This is a genomic window from Streptomyces sp. JJ66 (assembly GCF_019303495.1).
In the GTDB taxonomy this organism is placed as follows: domain Bacteria; phylum Actinomycetota; class Actinomycetes; order Streptomycetales; family Streptomycetaceae; genus Streptomyces.
In genome coordinates this window covers 83,453-102,047 of record NZ_JAEVFI010000007.1, presented here as the reverse complement: position 1 = coordinate 102,047, position 18,595 = coordinate 83,453, and the positions used below count along the sequence as shown (strand labels likewise).

Annotated in this window: 22 protein-coding genes; 13 read left to right on the top strand and 9 right to left on the bottom strand. The window is 73.0% G+C overall.

Going from position 1 to position 18,595, the window contains the following annotated elements; all coding sequences use genetic code 11:
• Nucleotides 1-28: 28 nt before the first annotated feature.
• From JJV70_RS07320 to JJV70_RS07285, 9 genes are all read left to right on the top strand, one after another.
• The gene (locus JJV70_RS07320; RefSeq protein ID WP_219046915.1) at nt 29-1,828 is read left to right on the top strand and encodes a nickel-dependent hydrogenase large subunit; all 1,800 of its coding nucleotides are present in this window, start codon (nt 29-31) and stop codon (nt 1,826-1,828) included.
• Nucleotides 1,825-2,439, top strand: coding sequence for a NifU family protein (locus JJV70_RS07315; RefSeq protein ID WP_219046914.1), 615 nt, complete (start codon nt 1,825-1,827; stop codon nt 2,437-2,439). Before JJV70_RS07320 ends, JJV70_RS07315 begins: the two co-directional genes overlap by 4 nt.
• Entirely contained in the window at nt 2,436-3,155 is a 720-nt protein-coding gene (locus JJV70_RS07310) for a DUF5947 family protein (RefSeq protein ID WP_308294723.1), read from the top strand. Before JJV70_RS07315 ends, JJV70_RS07310 begins: the two co-directional genes overlap by 4 nt.
• A complete protein-coding gene (locus JJV70_RS07305) occupies nt 3,140-3,346 on the top strand; it encodes a hypothetical protein (RefSeq protein WP_219046913.1) in 207 nt (68 codons plus the stop codon). The genes JJV70_RS07310 and JJV70_RS07305 overlap by 16 nt, the downstream gene beginning before the upstream one ends.
• Nucleotides 3,343-4,137 carry a DUF6084 family protein gene (locus JJV70_RS07300; protein ID WP_219046912.1) on the top strand — a complete coding sequence of 265 codons (795 nt, stop codon included), beginning with the start codon at nt 3,343-3,345 and terminating at the stop codon, nt 4,135-4,137. The genes JJV70_RS07305 and JJV70_RS07300 overlap by 4 nt, the downstream gene beginning before the upstream one ends.
• Nucleotides 4,138-4,203: 66 nt before the next feature.
• Nucleotides 4,204-5,442, top strand: coding sequence for a hypothetical protein (locus tag JJV70_RS07295; protein WP_219046978.1), 1,239 nt, complete (start codon nt 4,204-4,206; stop codon nt 5,440-5,442).
• Nucleotides 5,439-6,320 carry a hydrogenase maturation protease gene (locus JJV70_RS23160; protein WP_308294722.1) on the top strand — a complete coding sequence of 294 codons (882 nt, stop codon included), beginning with the start codon at nt 5,439-5,441 and terminating at the stop codon, nt 6,318-6,320. The genes JJV70_RS07295 and JJV70_RS23160 overlap by 4 nt, the downstream gene beginning before the upstream one ends.
• Nucleotides 6,317-6,448, top strand: a complete 132-nt coding sequence (locus JJV70_RS22535) for a hypothetical protein (RefSeq protein ID WP_257573545.1) — start codon at nt 6,317-6,319, stop codon at nt 6,446-6,448. The genes JJV70_RS23160 and JJV70_RS22535 overlap by 4 nt, the downstream gene beginning before the upstream one ends.
• Before the next feature lie 221 nt (nt 6,449-6,669).
• Complete coding sequence (locus tag JJV70_RS07285) at nt 6,670-8,115, top strand: MFS transporter (RefSeq protein ID WP_257573544.1); 1,446 nt, start codon at nt 6,670-6,672, stop codon at nt 8,113-8,115.
• 199 nt (nt 8,116-8,314) lie between these two features.
• On the opposite strand, the gene JJV70_RS07280 is transcribed toward JJV70_RS07285, so the two are convergent.
• Complete coding sequence (locus JJV70_RS07280; protein ID WP_219046910.1) at nt 8,315-8,614, bottom strand: hypothetical protein; 300 nt, start codon at nt 8,612-8,614, stop codon at nt 8,315-8,317.
• A 314-nt stretch (nt 8,615-8,928) separates the two neighbouring features.
• Here JJV70_RS07280 and JJV70_RS07275 point away from each other — a divergent pair, with 314 nt between their 5' ends.
• Both JJV70_RS07275 and JJV70_RS07270 read left to right on the top strand, forming a co-directional pair.
• A complete protein-coding gene (locus tag JJV70_RS07275) occupies nt 8,929-9,183 on the top strand; it encodes a type II toxin-antitoxin system Phd/YefM family antitoxin (RefSeq protein ID WP_219046909.1) in 255 nt (84 codons plus the stop codon).
• The gene (locus JJV70_RS07270; protein ID WP_219046908.1) at nt 9,168-9,581 is read left to right on the top strand and encodes a PIN domain-containing protein; all 414 of its coding nucleotides are present in this window, start codon (nt 9,168-9,170) and stop codon (nt 9,579-9,581) included. The genes JJV70_RS07275 and JJV70_RS07270 overlap by 16 nt, the downstream gene beginning before the upstream one ends.
• 234 nt (nt 9,582-9,815) lie before the next feature.
• Here JJV70_RS07270 and JJV70_RS07265 read toward each other — a convergent pair whose 3' ends face one another.
• Entirely contained in the window at nt 9,816-10,091 is a 276-nt protein-coding gene (locus JJV70_RS07265; RefSeq protein ID WP_219046907.1) for a hypothetical protein, read from the bottom strand.
• Nucleotides 10,092-10,356: 265 nt separating this feature from the next.
• The gene (locus tag JJV70_RS07260; RefSeq protein WP_219046906.1) at nt 10,357-10,902 is read right to left on the bottom strand and encodes an ATP-binding protein; all 546 of its coding nucleotides are present in this window, start codon (nt 10,900-10,902) and stop codon (nt 10,357-10,359) included.
• Nucleotides 10,903-11,120: 218 nt separating this feature from the next.
• Here JJV70_RS07260 and JJV70_RS07255 point away from each other — a divergent pair, with 218 nt between their 5' ends.
• On the top strand, nt 11,121-12,491 hold the full coding sequence (locus tag JJV70_RS07255; RefSeq protein ID WP_219046905.1) for a sporulation protein: 1,371 nt from the start codon (nt 11,121-11,123) through the stop codon (nt 12,489-12,491).
• Between the two features lie 9 nt (nt 12,492-12,500).
• Here the strand turns inward: JJV70_RS07255 and JJV70_RS07250 are convergent, their stop codons facing one another.
• The 3 genes from JJV70_RS07250 to JJV70_RS07240 form a co-directional block, all read right to left on the bottom strand.
• Nucleotides 12,501-13,424 (bottom strand): phosphotransferase enzyme family protein, encoded by a 924-nt coding sequence (locus JJV70_RS07250; RefSeq protein WP_219046904.1) that lies wholly within the window; start codon nt 13,422-13,424, stop codon nt 12,501-12,503.
• Nucleotides 13,425-13,580: 156 nt separating this feature from the next.
• Nucleotides 13,581-14,252 carry a peptide-methionine (S)-S-oxide reductase MsrA gene (gene msrA / locus JJV70_RS07245; RefSeq protein WP_219046903.1) on the bottom strand — a complete coding sequence of 224 codons (672 nt, stop codon included), beginning with the start codon at nt 14,250-14,252 and terminating at the stop codon, nt 13,581-13,583.
• A gap of 35 nt (nt 14,253-14,287) precedes the next feature.
• On the bottom strand, nt 14,288-15,478 hold the full coding sequence (locus JJV70_RS07240; protein ID WP_219046902.1) for a hypothetical protein: 1,191 nt from the start codon (nt 15,476-15,478) through the stop codon (nt 14,288-14,290).
• 311 nt (nt 15,479-15,789) lie between these two features.
• Between JJV70_RS07240 and JJV70_RS07235 the strand changes: the two genes are divergently transcribed.
• On the top strand, nt 15,790-16,932 hold the full coding sequence (locus tag JJV70_RS07235) for a cystathionine gamma-synthase (protein WP_219046901.1): 1,143 nt from the start codon (nt 15,790-15,792) through the stop codon (nt 16,930-16,932).
• A gap of 58 nt (nt 16,933-16,990) precedes the next feature.
• Here JJV70_RS07235 and JJV70_RS23155 read toward each other — a convergent pair whose 3' ends face one another.
• The 3 genes from JJV70_RS23155 to JJV70_RS07220 all read right to left on the bottom strand — a co-directional run bounded on the left by JJV70_RS23155 (nt 16,991) and on the right by JJV70_RS07220 (nt 18,552).
• Nucleotides 16,991-17,413 (bottom strand): hypothetical protein, encoded by a 423-nt coding sequence (locus JJV70_RS23155; RefSeq protein ID WP_306823420.1) that lies wholly within the window; start codon nt 17,411-17,413, stop codon nt 16,991-16,993.
• Entirely contained in the window at nt 17,410-17,901 is a 492-nt protein-coding gene (locus JJV70_RS07225) for a sigma factor-like helix-turn-helix DNA-binding protein (protein ID WP_219046900.1), read from the bottom strand. Before JJV70_RS07225 ends, JJV70_RS23155 begins: the two co-directional genes overlap by 4 nt.
• Before the next feature lie 81 nt (nt 17,902-17,982).
• The gene (locus JJV70_RS07220) at nt 17,983-18,552 is read right to left on the bottom strand and encodes a MarR family winged helix-turn-helix transcriptional regulator (protein ID WP_219046899.1); all 570 of its coding nucleotides are present in this window, start codon (nt 18,550-18,552) and stop codon (nt 17,983-17,985) included.
• Between the last annotated feature and the right edge of the window lie 43 nt (nt 18,553-18,595).

The window sequence follows — 18,595 nt, the reverse complement described above, 5'->3', positions numbered from 1 at the left end:
CGCACGCATCAGGAGAGGACCGCTCCCAGTGACCGCCACCCAGTCCCGTCCGGCCGAGGCCCCGCCGGGTCAGCTCACCGAGGTCGCCTTCGACCCGATCACCCGCATCGTCGGCAACCTCGGCATCTACACCAAGATCGACTTCCAGAACAAGCGGGTGGCCGAGTGCCGCTCCACCTCGTCGATCTTCCGCGGCTACAGCGTCTTCATGAAGGGCAAGGACCCACGGGACGCGCACTTCATCACCAGCCGCATCTGTGGCATCTGCGGCGACAACCACGCCGTGTGCTCGATCTACGCCCAGAACATGGCCTACGGCGTCAAGCCGCCGCCGCTCGCGGACTACATCATGAACCTCGGCGAAGCCGCCGAGTACATGTTCGACCACACGATCTTCCAGGACAACCTGGTCTTCGTCGACTACTGCGAGCGCATGGTCAAGGAGACCAACCCGGGCGTGTGGGAGCGGGCCGAGCGCACCCCCGCGCCGCGCGGCGACCAGCACGGCTTCCGCACGATGGCCGACATCATGCGCTCCTTCAACCCCTTCGAGGGCAGCACCTACAAGGAGGCGCTCGTCATGAGCCGCCTCACCCGCGAGATGTGCTGCCTGATGGAGGGGCGCCACGTGCACCCCTCGACGCTCTACCCCGGCGGCGTCGGCACCGTGGCCACCCCGCAGCTCTTCACCGACTACCTGGTGCGCCTCACCCGCTGCCTGGACTTCGTCAAGCGCGCCGTCGCCATGAACGACGACGTCTTCGACTTCTTCTACGAGGCGCTGCCCGGCTACGAGGAGGTCGGCCGCCGCCGCACCCTGCTGGGCTGCTGGGGCGCCTTCCAGGACCCGGAGGTCGTGGACTACCGCTACCGGACGATGAACGAGTGGGGGAACGCCATGTTCGTCACCCCCGGCATCGTCGTGGACAACGAGCTGGTGACCACGAACCTGGTCGATATCAACCTCGGCATGCGCATCCTGCTCGGCAGCTCCTACTACGAGGACTGGACCAGCGAGGAGGTCTACGTTGACCGGGACCCGCTGGGCAACCCCGTGGACAAGCGCCACCCGTGGAACCAGACCACGCTGCCCGCACCGCAAAAGCGCGACCTGACCGACGGCGGCAAGTACAGCTGGGTGATGAGCCCGCGCTGGGTCGATCCGCGCAACGGCGACCACCTCGCCCTGGACACCGGAGGCGGCCCCATCGCCCGCCTGTGGGCCACCGCCCTGGCGGGCAAGGTGCGCACCCCCTACGTGCACTCCACCGGGCACAGCGTGCGCATCGACCTGCCGAAGACGCCGGGCATGCCCGAGGTCAACCTCGAATGGACGCCGCCGCCCTTCCCGAACACCATCGAGCGCAACCGCGCCCGCATGTACTTCGTCGCCTACGCGGCCGGAATGGCGATGTACTTCGTGGAGAAGGCCCTGAACGAGGTCCGCGCCGGGCGCACCAAGGTGTTCGAGGACTTCACCGTGCCGGACGAGGGCATCGGCGTCGGCTTCCACGAGGCGGTGCGCGGCGTCCTCTCCCACCACCTGGTGATCCGGGACAAGAAGATCGCCAACTACCACCCGTACCCGCCCACCCCGTGGAACGCCAGCCCGCGCGACACCTACGGCACCCCCGGCCCGTACGAGGACGCGGTACAAGGCTGCCCGATCTTCGAGGAGAACGGCCCGGAGAACTTCAAGGGCATCGACATCATGCGCACCGTGCGCAGCTTCGACCCCTGCCTGCCCTGCGGCGTGCACATGTACCTCGGCGGCGGCAAGACCCTCACCCAGTCCCACTCGCCGACCTTCGGCGCGGTGGGAGCGTGACCGGGGACGCCGGGGACCAGATGGCACGCCAGGAGCAGCGGGAGCACCCCGGGTGGGACGACGCGTTCGCCCGCGAGCAGGTGCGGCGCGCCGAGGAGCAGCTGGGCGGACTCGACGCGCTGCCCGACAGCGCGGCGGCGGCCCGGGCCCGGGAGACCGTCGAGACACTGGTCGGCCTCTACGGTGACGCCCTCGCCCGCGTCCTGCACCACGCGGAACAGGCGGGCGGCGACGCGCTGGCGCGGCGGCTGGCGGACGACGAACTGGTCGGGCACCTGCTGCTGGTGCACGACCTGCACCCCGACCCGCCCGCCGCCCGCGCCCGCCGCGCCCTGGACGCGGCGGCCGGGCACCTGCGCGGACTGGGCCTGGAACTGGACGTCGCACAGCTGACGGACGCCACCGCCCACGTGCGGCTGACCGGCACCACCAAGGGCTGCTCACCGCCCCCGGTACCGCCCGAGCAGACGGTGCGCGACGCGCTGACCGCCGCCGCGCCGGAGCTGGCCGACGTCCAGGTGGAGCGGGCGGCGGCACCGGCCGCCCCGGCGCCCGTCATCCCGGTGGACGCGCTGTTCCAGCGCCCGGCCCCGGTGGGCGGCACGCCGTGACCGCCCCCGCCTCCCGGCTGCGGGCCGTGGCCCACCGCGCCGCGGCCCGCGACCCGCGCCACGCCGAAGCGGCCGGGGAACGCTGCGACCTGTGCGCGCAGCCGCTGGACGAGGCCCACCGGCACCTGCTCGACCTGCTCTCCGACGAGGTGTCCTGCGCCTGCCGCGCCTGCGCCCTGCTGTTCGACCGGCAGGCGGCCGGCGGCGCGCACTACCGCCTGCTGCCGCGCCGCCGCCTGCGACTGCCGGACGACACGATCGACGACGCCCTGTGGGCCGGGCTCGGGCTGCCCGTGGACCTGGTGTTCCTCACCCGGCACGCGGCCTCCGGCGAGGTCACCGCCCGCTACCCCAGCCCCCTGGGCACCCTGCGCGCGCACCCGGACGCCGGGGTCTGGCACGAGGTGACCGCCAAACACCCCGCGCTGGCCGACCTCGCCGACGACGTCGAGGCGCTGCTCGTCCACCGGGCCCGCGACCGGCGCGAACACTGGCTGCTGCCGCTGGACGACTGCTACCGCCTGGCGGCCCTGGTGCGCGCACACTGGAAGGGACTCAGCGGTGGCCAGGAGGTGTGGCAGCGCGTTGACGGCTTCTTCGCGGAGCTGACAGAGCTGACAGAGCTGTCGGCGCCGGCCACCGGCGCCGCCACAGACCCCGGCGGCGCTCCACACCACAACCGCACCCAGCAGGAGGCGTCATGGGCATCTCCGTAGGCAAACCCGACATCAAGAACGACGCGGCGTCACACACCAAGGGCGTGCGGCGCGGCAACCACCAGGGCAAGGCCAAGCACCAGCCGGGCCACACCGACGACGACCGCTCCACCATGCGCCGCTCCACCGGCATCAACGCGGCGCTGCGCGAGCCGATCCAGCCCGACATGCCGAACCTCTCCCCGTCATGACGGGCCCGGAGCGGACGGGAGCCGCACCCCGTGCCGCCGGGCCGGGCGCCGGGGGCAGCACCGGGCCGGGCGCGGGGGGCGGCGCCCGGCCGGGCGCTGTCCGCCACGCCGCGCCGGGCGCCGGGGACCACGCCGTGCCGGACCTGGACTTCGCCGTCACCGGTGTCACCCAGGAGCGGTACGCCGCCGTTCCCACGCTGCGGTTCGCCGTGGAACTCTCCCGCACCGGCGGCGGCCCCGTCCGCTCCGTCAGCCTGACGACGGCCCTGCGCATCGACGTCACCCGGCGCCGCTACGACGCACGCGCCCGCGCGGCCCTCGCGGAGCTGTTCGGCGGCGCCGACCAGTGGGCCGACGGCCTGCGCCCGCTGCCGTGGACGCAGACCACCGTGCAGGTGCCCGCCTTCGACACCCGGACCACCACCGGCCTGCTGGTGCCGTGCGGCTACGACACCGAGCTGGCCGTCACCAAGTACCTGAAGGCCGTCACCGACGGGGACGTGCCGCTGGACTTCCAGTTCAGCGGCACCGTCTTCTACGACGGCCCCGGCGGCCTGCTGCGCACCGCCCGCGTCTCCTGGTCCAAGGACGCCGCCTGCCGCCTGCCCGCCGCGCTGTGGCACGAGCTGGTCGAGCGCTACTACCCCGGCAGCCCGTGGCTGCGGCTGTCGGCCGAGACGTGGGCCCGGCTGGACGCCTACCGGGCCCGGCAGGTGTGCACCGGCTGGGACGAGGCGGTGTGCCGTCTGCTGGACGCGGCCGAGGCACCCGCCGACACCCCCGCCACCTGAGCCCCGACCGCCCGCCACATCCCGCCCGCATCCCGCCCGCCCCACGCCCGAACCACCCGGAGTGCCATGGACGCCGCCGAGGCCGTCGAGAAGATCGTGCGCACCTGCCTCTACGAGGGCTACCTGCTGTGGCCCTACCGCAGGTCGGCACTGAAGAACACCAAGCGCTGGACCTTCGGCGGCGTCTTCCCGCCCGCGTGCGCCCAGCCGCTCGGCGAACGCGCCGCCTCCCACACCGAGGTGCTGCTCGACACCGGCGTCCCGGGCGGCACCGGCGTCCCGGGCACCGGCGGCCCAGGCGGCACCAGCGGCCCGGACGGCAGCGGGACCCAGCGCACGGGCGGGACCCAGCGCACGGGCGGGACCCAGCACACGTGCGGCACCGAGCGCACGGGGGGCACCGACGGCGTCGAGGTCACCGTCCGGGTGCGGTTCCTGCACGTCGTGGACCGCACCGTGCTGCGCGAAGGTCCCGGCGGCCCGGAGCCGGTGGACGCGGTGACCGTGGGCGGCGAGCGGTACCTCGCCTGGCAGGAGGCCACCGAGCGGGAGTTCACCCTCCCGCTGACGCTCGCCGAGCTGCGCGCGCTACCCGAGGGCGCCCGCGAGGTGCCGCTGACGGTGGCACCCGGCACCGACCGCGAGCCGCTGCACGCGCCGGACGGCACCCACGCCGCCACCCTCCAGCGCACCTGGCAGCGCCTCACCGGCACCGTACGGCTGAGCGCGGAGCCGGTCGCAGGTGGCGTGTACCGGCTCGCCGTGCACGTCGCCAACACCACCGACTGCCCCGCGCCCGACCCGGCCGCCCGCGACGCGCGGGAACGGGCCGCGCGCTACGCGTTCGTCTCCACGCACACCGTGCTGCACTGCGCCACCGCGCGGTTCGTCTCCCTGCTGGAGCCCCCGGCCCGCCTGGCCGACGCCGCCGCCGCGTGCCGCAACGAAGGGGTGTGGCCCGTCCTCGTGGACGGCGGCCCGGGCGGGCTCGGCGCTGGCCGCCGGGACGGCACCGCGGGCGCGCACACCGTGCTCAGCTCCCCGGTGACGCTGTACGACTTCCCGGCCGTCGCCCCCGAAAGCCCCGGCGACCTGTTCGACGGCGGCGAGATCGACCAGCTCCTCGTGCTCAGTGTGCTCTCCCTGACCGAGGAGGAGCAGGCCGAGGCCCGCGCCTGCGACCCGCGCGCCCGCGAAATCCTCGACCGCTGCGCCCGGCTCAGCCCCGCCGAACTGGCCGCGCTGCACGGCACCATCCGCGAGTTCCGCCCCCTCGCCCCGACCGCCCCGCTGGAGGACGCGTGAGTGCCCCCTGGGAGACGCCCGACACGCCCGACACGGCCCCCGACAACGCGCCTGACCCCGCCCGCACCGTGCTCGTGGACGGCGTGGCCCTCGGCCGGGGCAGCCGGGTGCGGCTGCGGCCCCTGCCCGGCGCCGACATCCTGGACCTGGCGCTCACCGGCCGCACCGCCGAAGTCGTCGCCGTCGAGGAGGACTTCGAGGGCAGGGTGCACCTCGCCGTCATCCTCGACGGCGACCCGGGCCGCGACTTCGCCGCCGCCGCCCAGATCGGCCACCGGTTCTTCTTCACCCCCGAAGAGGTCGAACCCGCCGCGCCCGCCGGGGGCACGAAAGCGGTGCGCACGCCGCGCGTGCTGGTCGCGGGCATCGGCAACGTCTTCCTGGGCGACGACGGCTTCGGCCCCGCCGTCGCCACCGCCCTGCGCGAGACGGCCCTGCCGCCCGAGGTGCATGTCGCCGACTTCGGCATCCGCGGTATGGACCTCGCCTACCGGCTCACCGAGGGCTACGCGGCCGCGCTGTTCGTGGACGCCGCACCGCGCGGCGAGCGGCCCGGCACGCTGAGCGTCATCGAGCCACCCGTCGACTCCTTCGACGACGTCGCCCCCGAGGCGCACGCCATGGACCCGGTCAAGGTGCTGGCGCTCGCCCGCCGCCTGGGCGAGGGGCCGCTGCCGCGCGTGCTGGTCGTCGGCTGCGAACCGCTGGTGCGCATGACCGGCGAAGAGCCCGACGTCAGCGTGGGGCTGAGCGAGCCCGTCCAGCAGGCGGTGACCGAGGCCGTCCGGCTCGTCACCTCGCTGGTGACCGAGCTGCTGTCCCAGCCGCAGGTGTCCCAGTCGCAGGCCGAGCCGGGGGAGGAGGTGAGTCCGCGATGAGGAACGGCATCTTCATCCCGGCGACGGTCGTCCGTATCGCCGTGGGTGCCCTGGTCCTGGCGGCGGTGGCCGTCATCGCCTCCGAGGCGCCGGAAGCGATGCGCTACGCCAAGATCAAGCGCATGTGAGCCGCCCGCCCGCCCGGCACGGGCCGGACGGCGGGCATGACCTGACGGCCCATCGACGTCCGGCCCGCCCCGTGCGAGGATCGGCGACATCAGCGCGGGACCTGGGTGCGGGCGGCCGGATACGCCGCCCGCACCCGCCCCGGCCCCCGGCGGTACCGCGCCGTAGCTGCGCGTGGTACCGCCGGGGGAGGCCGTGCCCGCCCGCCTTTAGCATGAACGCCATGGCCAAGGACACGGCGCGGGACGCGGAGAAGGCTCGAATACCCGTTACCCGGCGCCGGAACCCGCCGCTGTGGGCCGTGGTGTTCGCCGCCTGCGCCGGACAGTTCCTCGTCGTGCTCGACGTCTCCGTGGTGAACGTCGCGCTGCCCGCGATCCGCGCGGACCTCGGGATGAGCGCCACCGGGCTCCAGTGGGTCGTCAACGCCTACACCATCACCTTCGCCGGGTTCATGCTGCTCGGCGGCCGGGCGGGCGACCTGTTCGGGCGCAAACGGGTCTTCCTCACCGGGCTCGCGGTCTTCACCGTCGCCAGCCTCGCGGGCGGACTCGCGCAGGAACCCTGGCAGTTGCTGGCGGCACGCGCCGCGCAGGGCGTCGGGGCGGCGGTGCTCTCACCCTCGACCCTGACCCTGCTGACGGTCTCCGTCGCCGAGGGACCAGCCCGCAACCGCGCCATCGGCACCTGGACGGCGGTCGGCGCGGGCGGCGGCGCGGCGGGCGCGCTCATCGGCGGCGTCCTGACCGACGCGCTGAACTGGCGCTGGGTGCTGCTGGTGAACGTCCCCGTGGGCGCGGTGGTCCTCGTCGCGGCGTCGGTGTGGCTGGTGGAGAGCCGGGCGGGGGAGCGGCGCCGGCTGGACGTGCCCGGCGCGGTGCTCGTCACCGGCGGCCTGGCCACGCTCGCCTACGGCATCGTGCAGACGGAGTCAGCGGGCTGGACGGCGCCCGCCGCGCTCGTGCCGCTGGTGGCCGGGCTGGCGCTGCTGGGGGTGTTCGCCGGGGTCGAGGCACGCACCCGGGCGCCGCTGATGCCGCTGCGGCTGCTGCGCGTGCCGACCGTCGCGGCGGGGAACACCGCGATGTTCGCCTGCGGGGCGGCGATGTTCTGCTCCTGGTACTTCATGTCGCTGTACATGCAGAACGTGCTCGGGTTCACGCCACTGGAGGCCGGGCTCGGGTTCCTGCCGCACTCGCTGATGATCGTCGCCGCGTCCAAGCTGGCGCCACGGCTGATGGTATGGGCGGGGGCCCGCAACGTCGCGCTGTCGGGCGTGCTGATCGCGGCGCTCGGCTACCTGTGGCAGAGCGCGCTGCATGCGGACGGCACGTACCTGGGTACCATGCTCGGCCCGGGGCTGCTGATGATGCTGGGCGCCGGGCTGTCGGCGACACCGCTGGCGTCCGTCGCCACCGCCGGGGCGCAACCGCAGGACGCCGGAATCGTCTCCGGGCTGGTCAACACCGCGCGGACGATGGGCGGTTCGCTGGGACTCGCGGCGCTCTCCACGGTCGCCGCCGCTCACATCACCGGGGACACCCCCGAAGGGCTCGCCCCCGGCTACGCGCTCGCCTTCCGCACCGGTGCCGCCATCCTGGCCGCCTGCGCGGTGCTGATCGTCCTCGCCCTGCCCCGCAAAGCGGCACCCCCCGCTGGCGGCGCGTGATCGTCTGTGGGATGGCTGGACGAACGGCCCCGTCTCCCTCCACCGAGATCCGGCCACGCGGGAGGGCCAGCGTCACGGCCCTCCCGATCACACCTCTGGGCCACCGCTCGGCTCGGCGGCTGCCGCCTCGTCGTCGGGGCGCCTGCTTCCACCCGCCACGCTGGACGCAGACATGGTGAGTGCTCCGTCGGCGCGGAGGTCACGCGGTGACGCGGGCAAGGCCGTCCAGAGACTCCCGGTGCTCCTCATCGACCTCGATCCGCACGGCGCGAGCTCCCGTGTGCTTCCGGATGGCCGCTGCGGCGGTGGTGACGGCGTCGAGCAGGGAAGCGCCGGGGGTGAGACAGTAGACCTGGGACGGGTTGGGACCGCTGGAAGTCGGGGTGAGAGATCCGTTTGCGGGGTCGCCCAGATCTTCTCCGTACTCGTCGAAGGCTGTCAGCTCGTGTCGTTCGAGGGTGCGGTCGAGGATGAGAGCGAAATCCCACGCGCGTGCCATGCCTGTTTCTTCCTTACGTGTGAGCCTTCTGATGTGTGCGGACGAATTCGCTGATGCGTTTCGCGATGGTGTCCGCGCCTACGCCTGCGGTGCCCATGCCGTCAGCGTCGGCCACCGCCGCGCCCTGACCGCCGCCAGCTCCCGGCCCGCGCCCGCTCCTCACGCGCGCCGTGAACCCCTTCCGTGCGGCACTCCGTGCAGTGCGCCCAGCACCCTATCCGCTGTGGCCGCCCCGAGAGGCACCCGCCGCGCGGGTGGGAGCCAGCGTCCCGGAACCCGGAGCAGCGAGATACAGAATCAGATACTCTGATTCCATGCGGGTCATGACGGCGACGGAAGTGTCGCGCAATTTCGCGGCCGTGCTCGACCATGCCGAGCACGGCGAGACCATCATCATCACGCGAGGAGGGCGACGCCTGGCGACATTGTCGCCAGCCGCAGCGGGCAACGGAGCCGCCATCAAGGAGTTCCTGAGGGGAACCCCGGTGGATGACGATTTCGCGGCGGACGTGGCGGCGGCACGCGATCACCTCACTGACGAACTGAGCGGCACGTGGCCCGACGCCTGATTCTCGACACCGGTGTCCTCGTACGGGCCGACCGCAACCCGGCCGATGTGGCCCACCTGCTAGACGACGAGGACGACGTGACCATCGCTGCCGTCACCCTCGCGGAGTTGCAGCACGGGGTCGAACTCACGGATGGCGGGCGACGCGCGCGGCGGCAGGCGTTCGTCGACGGAATCCGCGCGCTCATCCCCGTAGAGGACTACACCGCCGACGTCGCAGTGGTGCACGCACGCCTGATGGCCTACGTTCGGCGGGAAGGGAAGCCGCGAGGGGCGCACGATCTCATCATCGCCGCGACGGCTGCGGCAACCGCCCGCACGGTCGTGACTACGGACGGCAAGGCGGCATTCGACGACCTGCCTGGCGTCTCTTGCGAAATCCGGCCCCCATCGCTCTAACGTCCCGAAGGACTGACCGGCGTGGACTTCGTACCGTTCTCCGAGATCGCCCGCCCGTTTTGAGGGCCGAGCGCACCGCCTGGCATCACGCCGTGCCGACCGTACGGTTTCAGTCGCGGGCACGTTCCTGACGGGAGCACCTACTTCCAGTCGGCCCGCAGGTGGCCGGCGCCGACTGGTGTGGAAGCTCCGCTTCACCGTGGCGCGAGCAGGACGCGGGCCGCTTGCTTACCCTCACATGGTGGAGCGGCGGCGCAGGCGTGCTTCGGCGTGGGGCAGGGCAGCCCAGCTTCCCACCGCCGCGATGAGCCCGGTGAACGCGAACCAGGGGTTAGCGGCGGCCACGGCCACACCTGCCCCGACCACACAGCCGAACCCCGCGCTGTAGGCCAGCCGGTGGGCAACGATCCAGCGCTGGACTGGCGTGAGGCCGTCACGACGTCCAGCGCGGGACAGCACGGCCAGGGAGAGAAACACACCCCACAGGGCAAAGAGCGCGACCGCGGTCATCCTCGTCTCCCCAGCAGAGGCGGCTTCAACGTGCGGATTCGCCCCCTGCGCGTGCGCTGCTCGGGGGACGAAACCCGGTGCTGCCACCCTAGCTTCACGGCAGCGTCAGACTCACGGCGCCGAGGCGTGGCAGCGGTAGGTCCCGTGGCGTGAGACATGCCCGCCGCCCCGTGTCATCAGCATCAATGCGGCGGGCCTTCCCACCGGGCCACCCCGGTTGCCCGTCAGGGTGCAAGGGGGAGGCCCGGCCCGGGACTCTGCGGTCTCAGGTGCGGTGTTTGTCGTCCAGGTCGAAGCGGCAGAAGACGCTCTTCCCGCCTTCGTCCCGGGGGGACCACCACACCGCGCTGGCGAGGCTCTGGACGAGGAACAGCCCGCGGCCGTGGTCGGGAAGCATGTCGTCGGTCTCCAGCCGGGAGAGGTCGGGCACGAGGAGGTCTCCCACGGGCAGCATGGGCGGCGTCGAGTCCTGGTCGGCCACCTCCACGAACAGCCAGCGGGACCAGGCGCGGAAGACGACGGCGACAAGGCGTACCTCGCCGAAGGACGTCATCCGGCCATCCGGGGTGGCGTGGTGCACGGCGTTGCCCACGAGTTCGGACACGCACAGCTCCACGTCATCGGCGCAGACCGGCAGAGCCCAGTCCCGCACTACCTCGCTACCGGTACGGCGGGCCACCTGAGCCGTGTCCGTGGAGTCCGCTACCAGCGTGATGGAGCGGAACCGTTCGGCGGAGGCCAGGGTGACCGGCTCCCAGGGGGCCAACCGGGCTGTTGACAAGGGGTGTTCTCTGGCATGGGCGGGCTTCATCGCGCGTCCTCTCTGTCGGCGCCGAGGCGGTTTCCCTCTCTGTGCTGCTCAGTCAAGGCCGACCGGGCCGTGACCGGGAGCGTTCGCCGGGGGGTTCATGTGCTCGTGCTGGGACCGGCAGGAATGTGCAGGGGGTTCACTGATGAACCCCCTGCCGGGCGTCGGCTACGCGTGTCACGATGGGCACACAGCGTCATCGAGACCCGCTTAGGGTGATCATGAACAAGGAACCGAATCGGGCACTGGCCGCCGTGATGGCTGAGGCTGGCGTCTCGAACAAGGGACTGGCGCGACGCGTGCAGGACGTGGCGTGCCGCCGGGGCGTGCATGTCGGGACGACGCACGTCGCTGTGCAGCGGTGGTTGGACGGCAACGGCATCCAACCCCAGACGGCAGCGTTTCTGGCGGAGGCGTTGAGCGAGAAACTGAAGCGGCGGATCAGCCCGGCTGATATCGGCTTACTGGGACCGGCCGAGCCCATCTCGTCGTTCGGTGCCAGCTACGCTACGTCGCTACCTGAGGCACTGAACATCATGGAGGGGTTGACGCGCTTCCGCCCGGAGAACGGGGCGAGCGGGGAACTGCTCTTGCCCGAGGGGGAAGTCAATTCGGCGGTGCTGTCCTGGCTCGTGTCCCGGCCGGACGGGCTCACCGCGCCCAAGACCGTGCCGCAGCGCGTCACTATGCGGGACGTGGCGGCTCTGCGCACCGCAGCAGAGATGTTCACACACCTCGATTTCAGGTTCGGCGGCGGACACGGCCACCGGCCGCTGCGGCACTACTTCCGCGAGGACGTCCTGCCGCTCCTGAACGCCAGTTACAGCGACCGGGTGGGGAAGGCCCTGTTCACGGCTGCCGCCGAGATGTCGCAACTGCTTGCCTGGACGGCTTACGACACCGGGAATCACGCGCTGGCCGACCGCTACCTGCTCGCCACCCTGCGCCTGACCCAGGTCGTGGACGACCGGATGATGGGGGCGCGCATCCTCGCCAACATGAGTCATCAGGCCAACTATCTGGGCCAGGTGTCGCGTGCCGTACGGCTGGCCCGCGCGTCCGTGGAGGGTGGCAAGGGGCGTTCGACCCCACGGGCGATGGCCCTGTTCTCCGCCCATGAGGCGCGGGCACTGTCCACAGCCGGAGACGTGAGCGGCGCTACGCGGGCGATGCATGAGGCCGAACGCCACTTCGAACGTGCCGCATCCGCCGAGGACCCCGACTGGTTGGCGTACATGGACGAGGCCGAACTCGTCGGGGAGTTCTGCCACTGTTTCCGCGATCTGAACCAGGGCCGGAAAGCTGTCCGGTTCGCGGAGCGTGCCGTCGAGCTGACCGACCCGAAGTACGCGCGGACTCTTGGGTTCTGCCGCATGGTGCTAGCCCAGAGCCAATTACTCGACGGCGAGCTGGAGGCGGCTGTCGCCACGGCAGGATCGGCGGTTGAAGGCGGGGACGCGCTTCAGTCCTCTCGCTTTCAGCGCTACGTCAACGACTTCCAGCGGGCCGTGTCCCGGCACGAGGGCAACCCTGCCGTGCGGCGGTTCAATGAGCGGGTGCGCGAGGCCATGGCTGAGCTGGGCGAGGAGTGACGGCACGGCTCAGCCGGGTTGCCAGTGGCGAGGGGCGTTGTCGTCCCGCAGGGTGGCCACGCGGTGGGCGTATTCGGCGGCCACGGCGGGGCTTTCCCCAATGTTCTGCATGAGCCAGGTGGTCATCTGGAACTCTTGGATGCCGCGCAGGGTGGGATAGCCGTGCCAGACGCTGAGGTCGCGGCCGTAGGCCGTGACGAACGCCGCGTACTCGTCCCTGGACTGCCAGCCGAGGCTGCGGTGTTCGGTGGCGGTGACCATGAGGTCCCATTCGGGGTGGTCGTGGCAGAACGCCTCGAAGTCGATGAGGACGGCGCGCCCACCGCCGTCCACCATGACGTTCTGGATGTGCGCGTCCCCGTGCACCGGGCCAGTCGGGGAATCGAAGCGCAACGCCGCCAGGTTGGCCCGCAACTGCTGGACGCGCTGCCGGAGGAAGGCGCGGTCATGCTCGGGGATGCCGGTGGCCTTCTCGATCCGCAGATCGGTGCGGCCGAAGGCGGAGAAGGGCGGGAGATCCAAGCTTGGGGGTACCGAGAGGGAATGCAAGTCCCGCAGCAAGGTACCGAGTTCGCCGTAAGTGGGCTGGCGGTCGGCTGCTTCGATGAGGTGCCAGAAGGTCACCGGGCAGCCCTCGACGACGAGGGGCTGTTCGACGTCGTCCAGGACGCGGGCGGCAGGGAAGCCCTCGCGGGCGAGCCAGCGCGCGACCGCGACCTCTTTGCGGACAGAGCCGAGGTAGTCGGTCGAGCGGGCGACGCGCACGATCACCGGATGGGAGGGAAGCCGGAAGAGGGCGTTTTCCCCGAAGCGGATCAGCTCAGCGCCGGTCGGGTCGAGCCCCGCTTTCCGTGCGGCGTCGGACGCTAGCTGTGCGGCTCGCCCGGAGGTGAACATCGCCTGCCCCGTCACCCGCTCGTCCTCAGACGGCATCCCGTACCACCCTTCCGTCAACCCACAGCCGCGCCCCGCATCACACTGCCGGGCAGGCGCGGCGCGCCTGCATGCAGGAGGGACGGTACCCACGGTTTCGGGTACGCCGCGCCAGCTCGGGGCGGCACCGGGGTTGACGGGGGGCGGCGGCCCGGGTCACGAGCCGGGGCTGTCCGGGGGAAGGACGCCGGCCGGGCAGGAGATGCCGGTGCCGCCGATGCCGCAGTAGCCGGTGGGGTTCTTGTGCAGGTACTGCTGGTGGTAGGGCTCGGCGGGGTAGAAGGGGCGCTCGTCGGCGGGCAGGATCTCGGTGGTGATGTCGCCGTAGCCGGAGGCGGCCAGCAGGTGTTGGTAGGTGTCGCGGGACGCCTCGGCCTCCTTGTGCTGGGCCGGGGAGTGGGTGTAGATCGCCGAACGGTACTGCGTGCCGACGTCGTTGCCCTGGCGGAAGCCCTGCGTCGGGTCGTGCGCCTCCCAGAACACCTTCAGCAGCCGCCCGTAGCTCACCGCACGCGGGTCGAAGACGACGCGGACGGCCTCGGTGTGCGCCGTCAGACCGGAGCACACCTCCTCGTAGGTGGGGTGGGTGGTGTGGCCGCCCTGGTAGCCGACGAGCGTCGTCCACACCCCGTCCAGCTCCCAGAAGACGCGCTCGGCGCCCCAGAAGCAGCCCAGGCCGACGTCGGCGATCTCCAGGTGCTCGGGGTACGGGCCCAGCAGCGGGGTGCCCAGGACGGTGTGCGGCTCGGTGAGGGTGAACGGCGGCTCCGCGCGGCCGGGAAGCGCCTGCTCCGGGGCGGGGAGGTGGGTCCTGCGGTGGGTGAACATTGCGGGGCTCCCAGGGGACGTCGAGCGGGGTGGCGTCAGTGCGTGGGGGGCGGCGTGGTGGCGTGGTCGCCGCCGTGGCTGTCGAACCCGGCGACGGCGAGCGCGCGGTAGGCGGCGTACTGGGCCGCCGGGTCGGGCGACTCCACCCACGGCACGGCGCCGATGTAGCCGTCCACGACCCGCAGCGCCTCCATCGCCTCCTCGTACCGCTCGGCGCGCACCAGCAGGCACAGCAGCAGGTGCAGCACGTGCGGGCGCACCGGGTGGTCCTGGTCGGCGTGGTTGACGGCGAACTCGGCGGCCTCGATCGCGTCCTCGACCACCTTGCTCTGGTACATGCCGCGCACCAGGTTGGCGTCCGGCAGGTGAGCGTAGACGGCGAACAGCGGCAGCGCCGGGAGCAGGCTGCCCTCCGGCGCGCGGGCGGCGGCACCCTCGGCGAAGGCGTACGCGTCCTCCCGCGAGCCGTGCCACTTCTGCGACCAGTACGGCAGTGCCGCCAGGTGCGCGCCCATGTGGTGCGGTGCGCGGCGTGTCACCTGCTGCCACAGCGCCTCGAAGTCCGCGCGGCGGTAGCTCAGCGAGCGGGCGATGAACAACTCGGTGACGTACGGCGTCGGGTCCGCGTCGGCGCCGGGCAGCGCGGTGGCCTCGTGGGCGACGTTGCGGGCCTCCTCCAGGATGATCCGGTGGTCCGCCGACGCCGGGTCGGCGAGCGCCTGCCACACCAGGAACTGGGCGTAGACCTGCGCGGCCCCGGGGTCCTGCGGGCGCTGCGAGCGCCAGTCGCGCAGCCAGCGGGCGTCCTGCTGACGTGCCTCGGTGGGGGCGTCCTTGCTGAAGGAGAGGCCCGGGGCGCTGGGGGACGGCGCCTGCGTGTCCGCACCCCGGCGGGCCTGGGCCAGTTCCAGCGCCGCCGCACCGGCCAGCGACTGCACGCGCTGCCAGCGCAGCTCCCAGTCGTCCCCAGTGAGCGCGAGCAGGCGGGCGACGGGCTCCCAGTCCTGCGTGCGCTGCGCCTCGTCGAGCGCGTCCACCAACTCCTCGTCCGGCCCTGGCAGGCGCACGTCCAGCTGCTCGGTGGGCACGAAACCGTACGCCCCCGGGTCACCGGCGCGGACCATGCCCTGTCGCGCGTCCCGGACGGCGCGGCGGCGGCGCAGGGCGGGCACGAGGAAGAAGCCGACGACACCGGCGATCAGCAGCAGGGACAGCAGGAGCTCCATACCCCCACGGTACGGCCCGCCGGGCCCGCGGCGGTACGTGTGGTCTGCCCCGCCCGGCCCGAATCCGGCGGCCCCAGCCCCTGGCCCCGGTGCTGGCGTCCACGTCCGGCCTCGCCTCGCCGCCGCCGGGGACGGCCCGCCACCAGTCCGCACGGTGCCGCCACGTCCGCACGGTGGGGACGAGCGGCTGGAGTGGCCGGAGCCCAGGCCCTGGCCACGTCCGCACCGGTGATACCCCGCGCCGCAGCGGGGTGGTCACCGTGGGGCCGAACGTTCGGGCTGGGGGGACGGGGGCGCGTAAGGTCGGCGTCATGACGCACCAGCATTTCGAGACGCTCGCCATTCACGCCGGGCAGGAGCCGGACGCCGCCACGGGCGCGGTCGTGCCGCCGATCTACCAGGTGTCCACCTACAAGCAGGACGGTGTGGGCGGGCTGCGCGGCGGCTACGAGTACAGCCGCAGCGCGAACCCGACGCGCACCGCGCTGGAGGAGAACCTGGCCGCGCTGGAGGGCGGCAGCCGGGGGCTCGCGTTCGCCTCGGGGCTGGCGGCCGAGGACTGCCTGCTGCGTACCACGCTCACCCCCGGCGACCACGTGGTGATCCCCAACGACGCGTACGGGGGCACGTTCCGCCTGTTCGCGAAGGTCGCCGAGCGCTGGGACGTGCGGTGGTCGGTGGCCGACACCTCCGACCCGGCCGCCGTGCGCGCCGCCCTCACCGACCGCACCAAGCTGGTGTGGGTGGAGACGCCGAGCAACCCGCTGCTGGGCATCACCGACATCGCGCAGGTCGCTGCCATCGCGCGGGGCGCGGGCGCGCGGCTCGTGGTGGACAACACCTTCGCCAGCCCCTACCTCCAGCAGCCGCTCGCGCTCGGCGCCGACGTCGTCGTGCACTCGACGACGAAGTACATGGGCGGCCACTCCGACGTCGTGGGCGGCGCGCTGGTCACCTCGGACGCGGCGCTGGGGGAGGAGCTGGCGTTCCACCAGAACGCCATGGGCGCCATCGCCGGTCCGTTCGACGCCTGGCTCGTCATGCGCGGCGTGAAGACGCTGGCCGTGCGCATGGACCGGCACAGCGCGAACGCCGCCCGCGTCGCGGAGATGCTGCGGGCGCACCCGAAGGTGAGCCAGGTGCTCTACCCGGGGCTGCCCACCCACCCTGGGCACGAGGTGGCGGCCAAGCAGATGCGGTCGTTCGGCGGCATGGTCTCCTTCCGGGTGACCGGCGGTGAGGAGGAGGCCGTCGCGCTGTGCGACCGCACCAAGGTGTTCACGCTGGGGGAGTCGCTGGGCGGGGTGGAGTCGCTGATCGAGCACCCGGGCCGGATGACGCACGCCTCGGCGGCGGGCTCGCTGCTGGAGGTGCCCGGTGATCTGGTGCGGCTGTCGGTGGGCATCGAGTCCGCCACCGACCTGCTCGACGACCTCACCCAGGCGCTGAAGTAACCGCACGGGCGACGGCTGTTCGCTACCGGTAACCGCGCGGGCGGTGGGCGGCCGTGCGCTACCAGCCCCGGCCCGGCGGCACGATCCGGTCCACCGGCTGCCACGGCTGGACGACGGCCGCCCACACCGCGAACGCGACGGCGGCGCACGCCAGCACCGCCCAGCCCAGCGCCCGGGCGGCGCGGCGGCGGCGCAGCAGGCGGCCACCGCGCGCGGCGGCCCGGGCGGTGAGGCCGGGCGGGACGACGGGATGCGGGGAGTCCATCAGCCGCCGCACGGGTTCCAGCTTGGGGTCCGGCGGCCCGGCGGAGGAGTAGCGGGCCGGGGCGCGGTCAGCCCCGGACCCACCGGGTCCGGAGCCGCGCAGAACCGGCCCGGAGCCGCGCGGGCCGGGCCTGCGCGGACTGGCGCTGGCCCGGCCGGAGCCGCCCGGCCCGGAGCCGTCCGAGCCGCCCGGGCCGGAGCCGCCACGGGCGCTCACCGGGCCGCCACCCGCAGCCGGGCGGTGCCGCTGGACGCGGGGCCGGAGTCCGTGGGGGCGTGCCGCATGCGGGAGACGGCGCGGGCGAGGATGGCGCGCACCCGGTCCTCGGGCAGCCCGAGCCCGGCCGCCGCCTGCTCCTCGGCGACGTCCTCCCCCAGCCGCAGCACCAGCACGAGCCGTTCGCGTGGGGTGAGCGGCCCGAGCACGCCGCCGCGCGGACGCCGGTAGCGCCAGGCGGAGTGGGCGAAGAGCCGGGCCAGTTCGGTGCGCGCGCGGTCGTAGGGGTCCTCGCCGCGCGGACCGTCCCAGGCGGCGTAGGTGCGGGCGAGCGCGCGGGTGAGCAGGCGTTCGGCGGCCGGGCAGGCATCGCGCGGTTCGGTGGTGAGCAGCGTGGCGGCATGCAGCAGCCGTCCCGCCGCACCGGCGGTGAACGCCTCGAACTCCCGGGCGCGGCGGCGGTCCAGCACAGCCCGTGGCTCTCTCACACGCCCATGGGACGGCGCGCCGGTGCCCGGGTCAAGGGGCGTGCGGCGCGGTCACGAAACCGCGTGCGCCGGGGCGGTCGGTCAGGAGCCGTGAGCCGGGGAGTGCACTGCGGAGAGGGCTTCGTTGAAGCGGGTCAGCAGCGTGCAGAAGACGGTGCGTTCCTCGTCGTCCCACTCCTGGGTGAGCAGCGCCATCAGCGCCCGCCGGGAGGCCCGCACCTGCGCGAGCCGGGAGGCGCCGCGCGCGGACAGCGCCAGCACGACGGCGCGGCCGTCCTCGGGGTGCGAGGCCCGCTCGACCAGGCCTGACTCGACCAGTGGCGCGACCTGCCGGGTGACGGTCGAGGAGTCGATGCCCATGCCCTCGGCCAGGGCCTTGACGCCCATGGGACCTTTCTGGTCGAGGCGGTTGAGCAGCAGGTAGGCGGCGCGGTCCATGGAGTTGCGGCCCTGCCCGACGCCGCCGAGCCGGGTCTGCTCGGCGCGGCGGGCGAAGAGGGCGACCTGGTGCTGCATGGCCTCGAACACACCTTCGCCCTCGGACCGTTCGGCGGTCGGCGGGCCGGAGTTCCGGTCCGGGGAGGCGGGGGCGCCGGGAGCGGGGCGGGAGGGGGGAACGGAGTCGGTCGTCAGGTCCGGGTGCGTGGGCATGGCCGGGGTGCTCGCTTCTGTGGACGTACGGGCTAACGGCGTG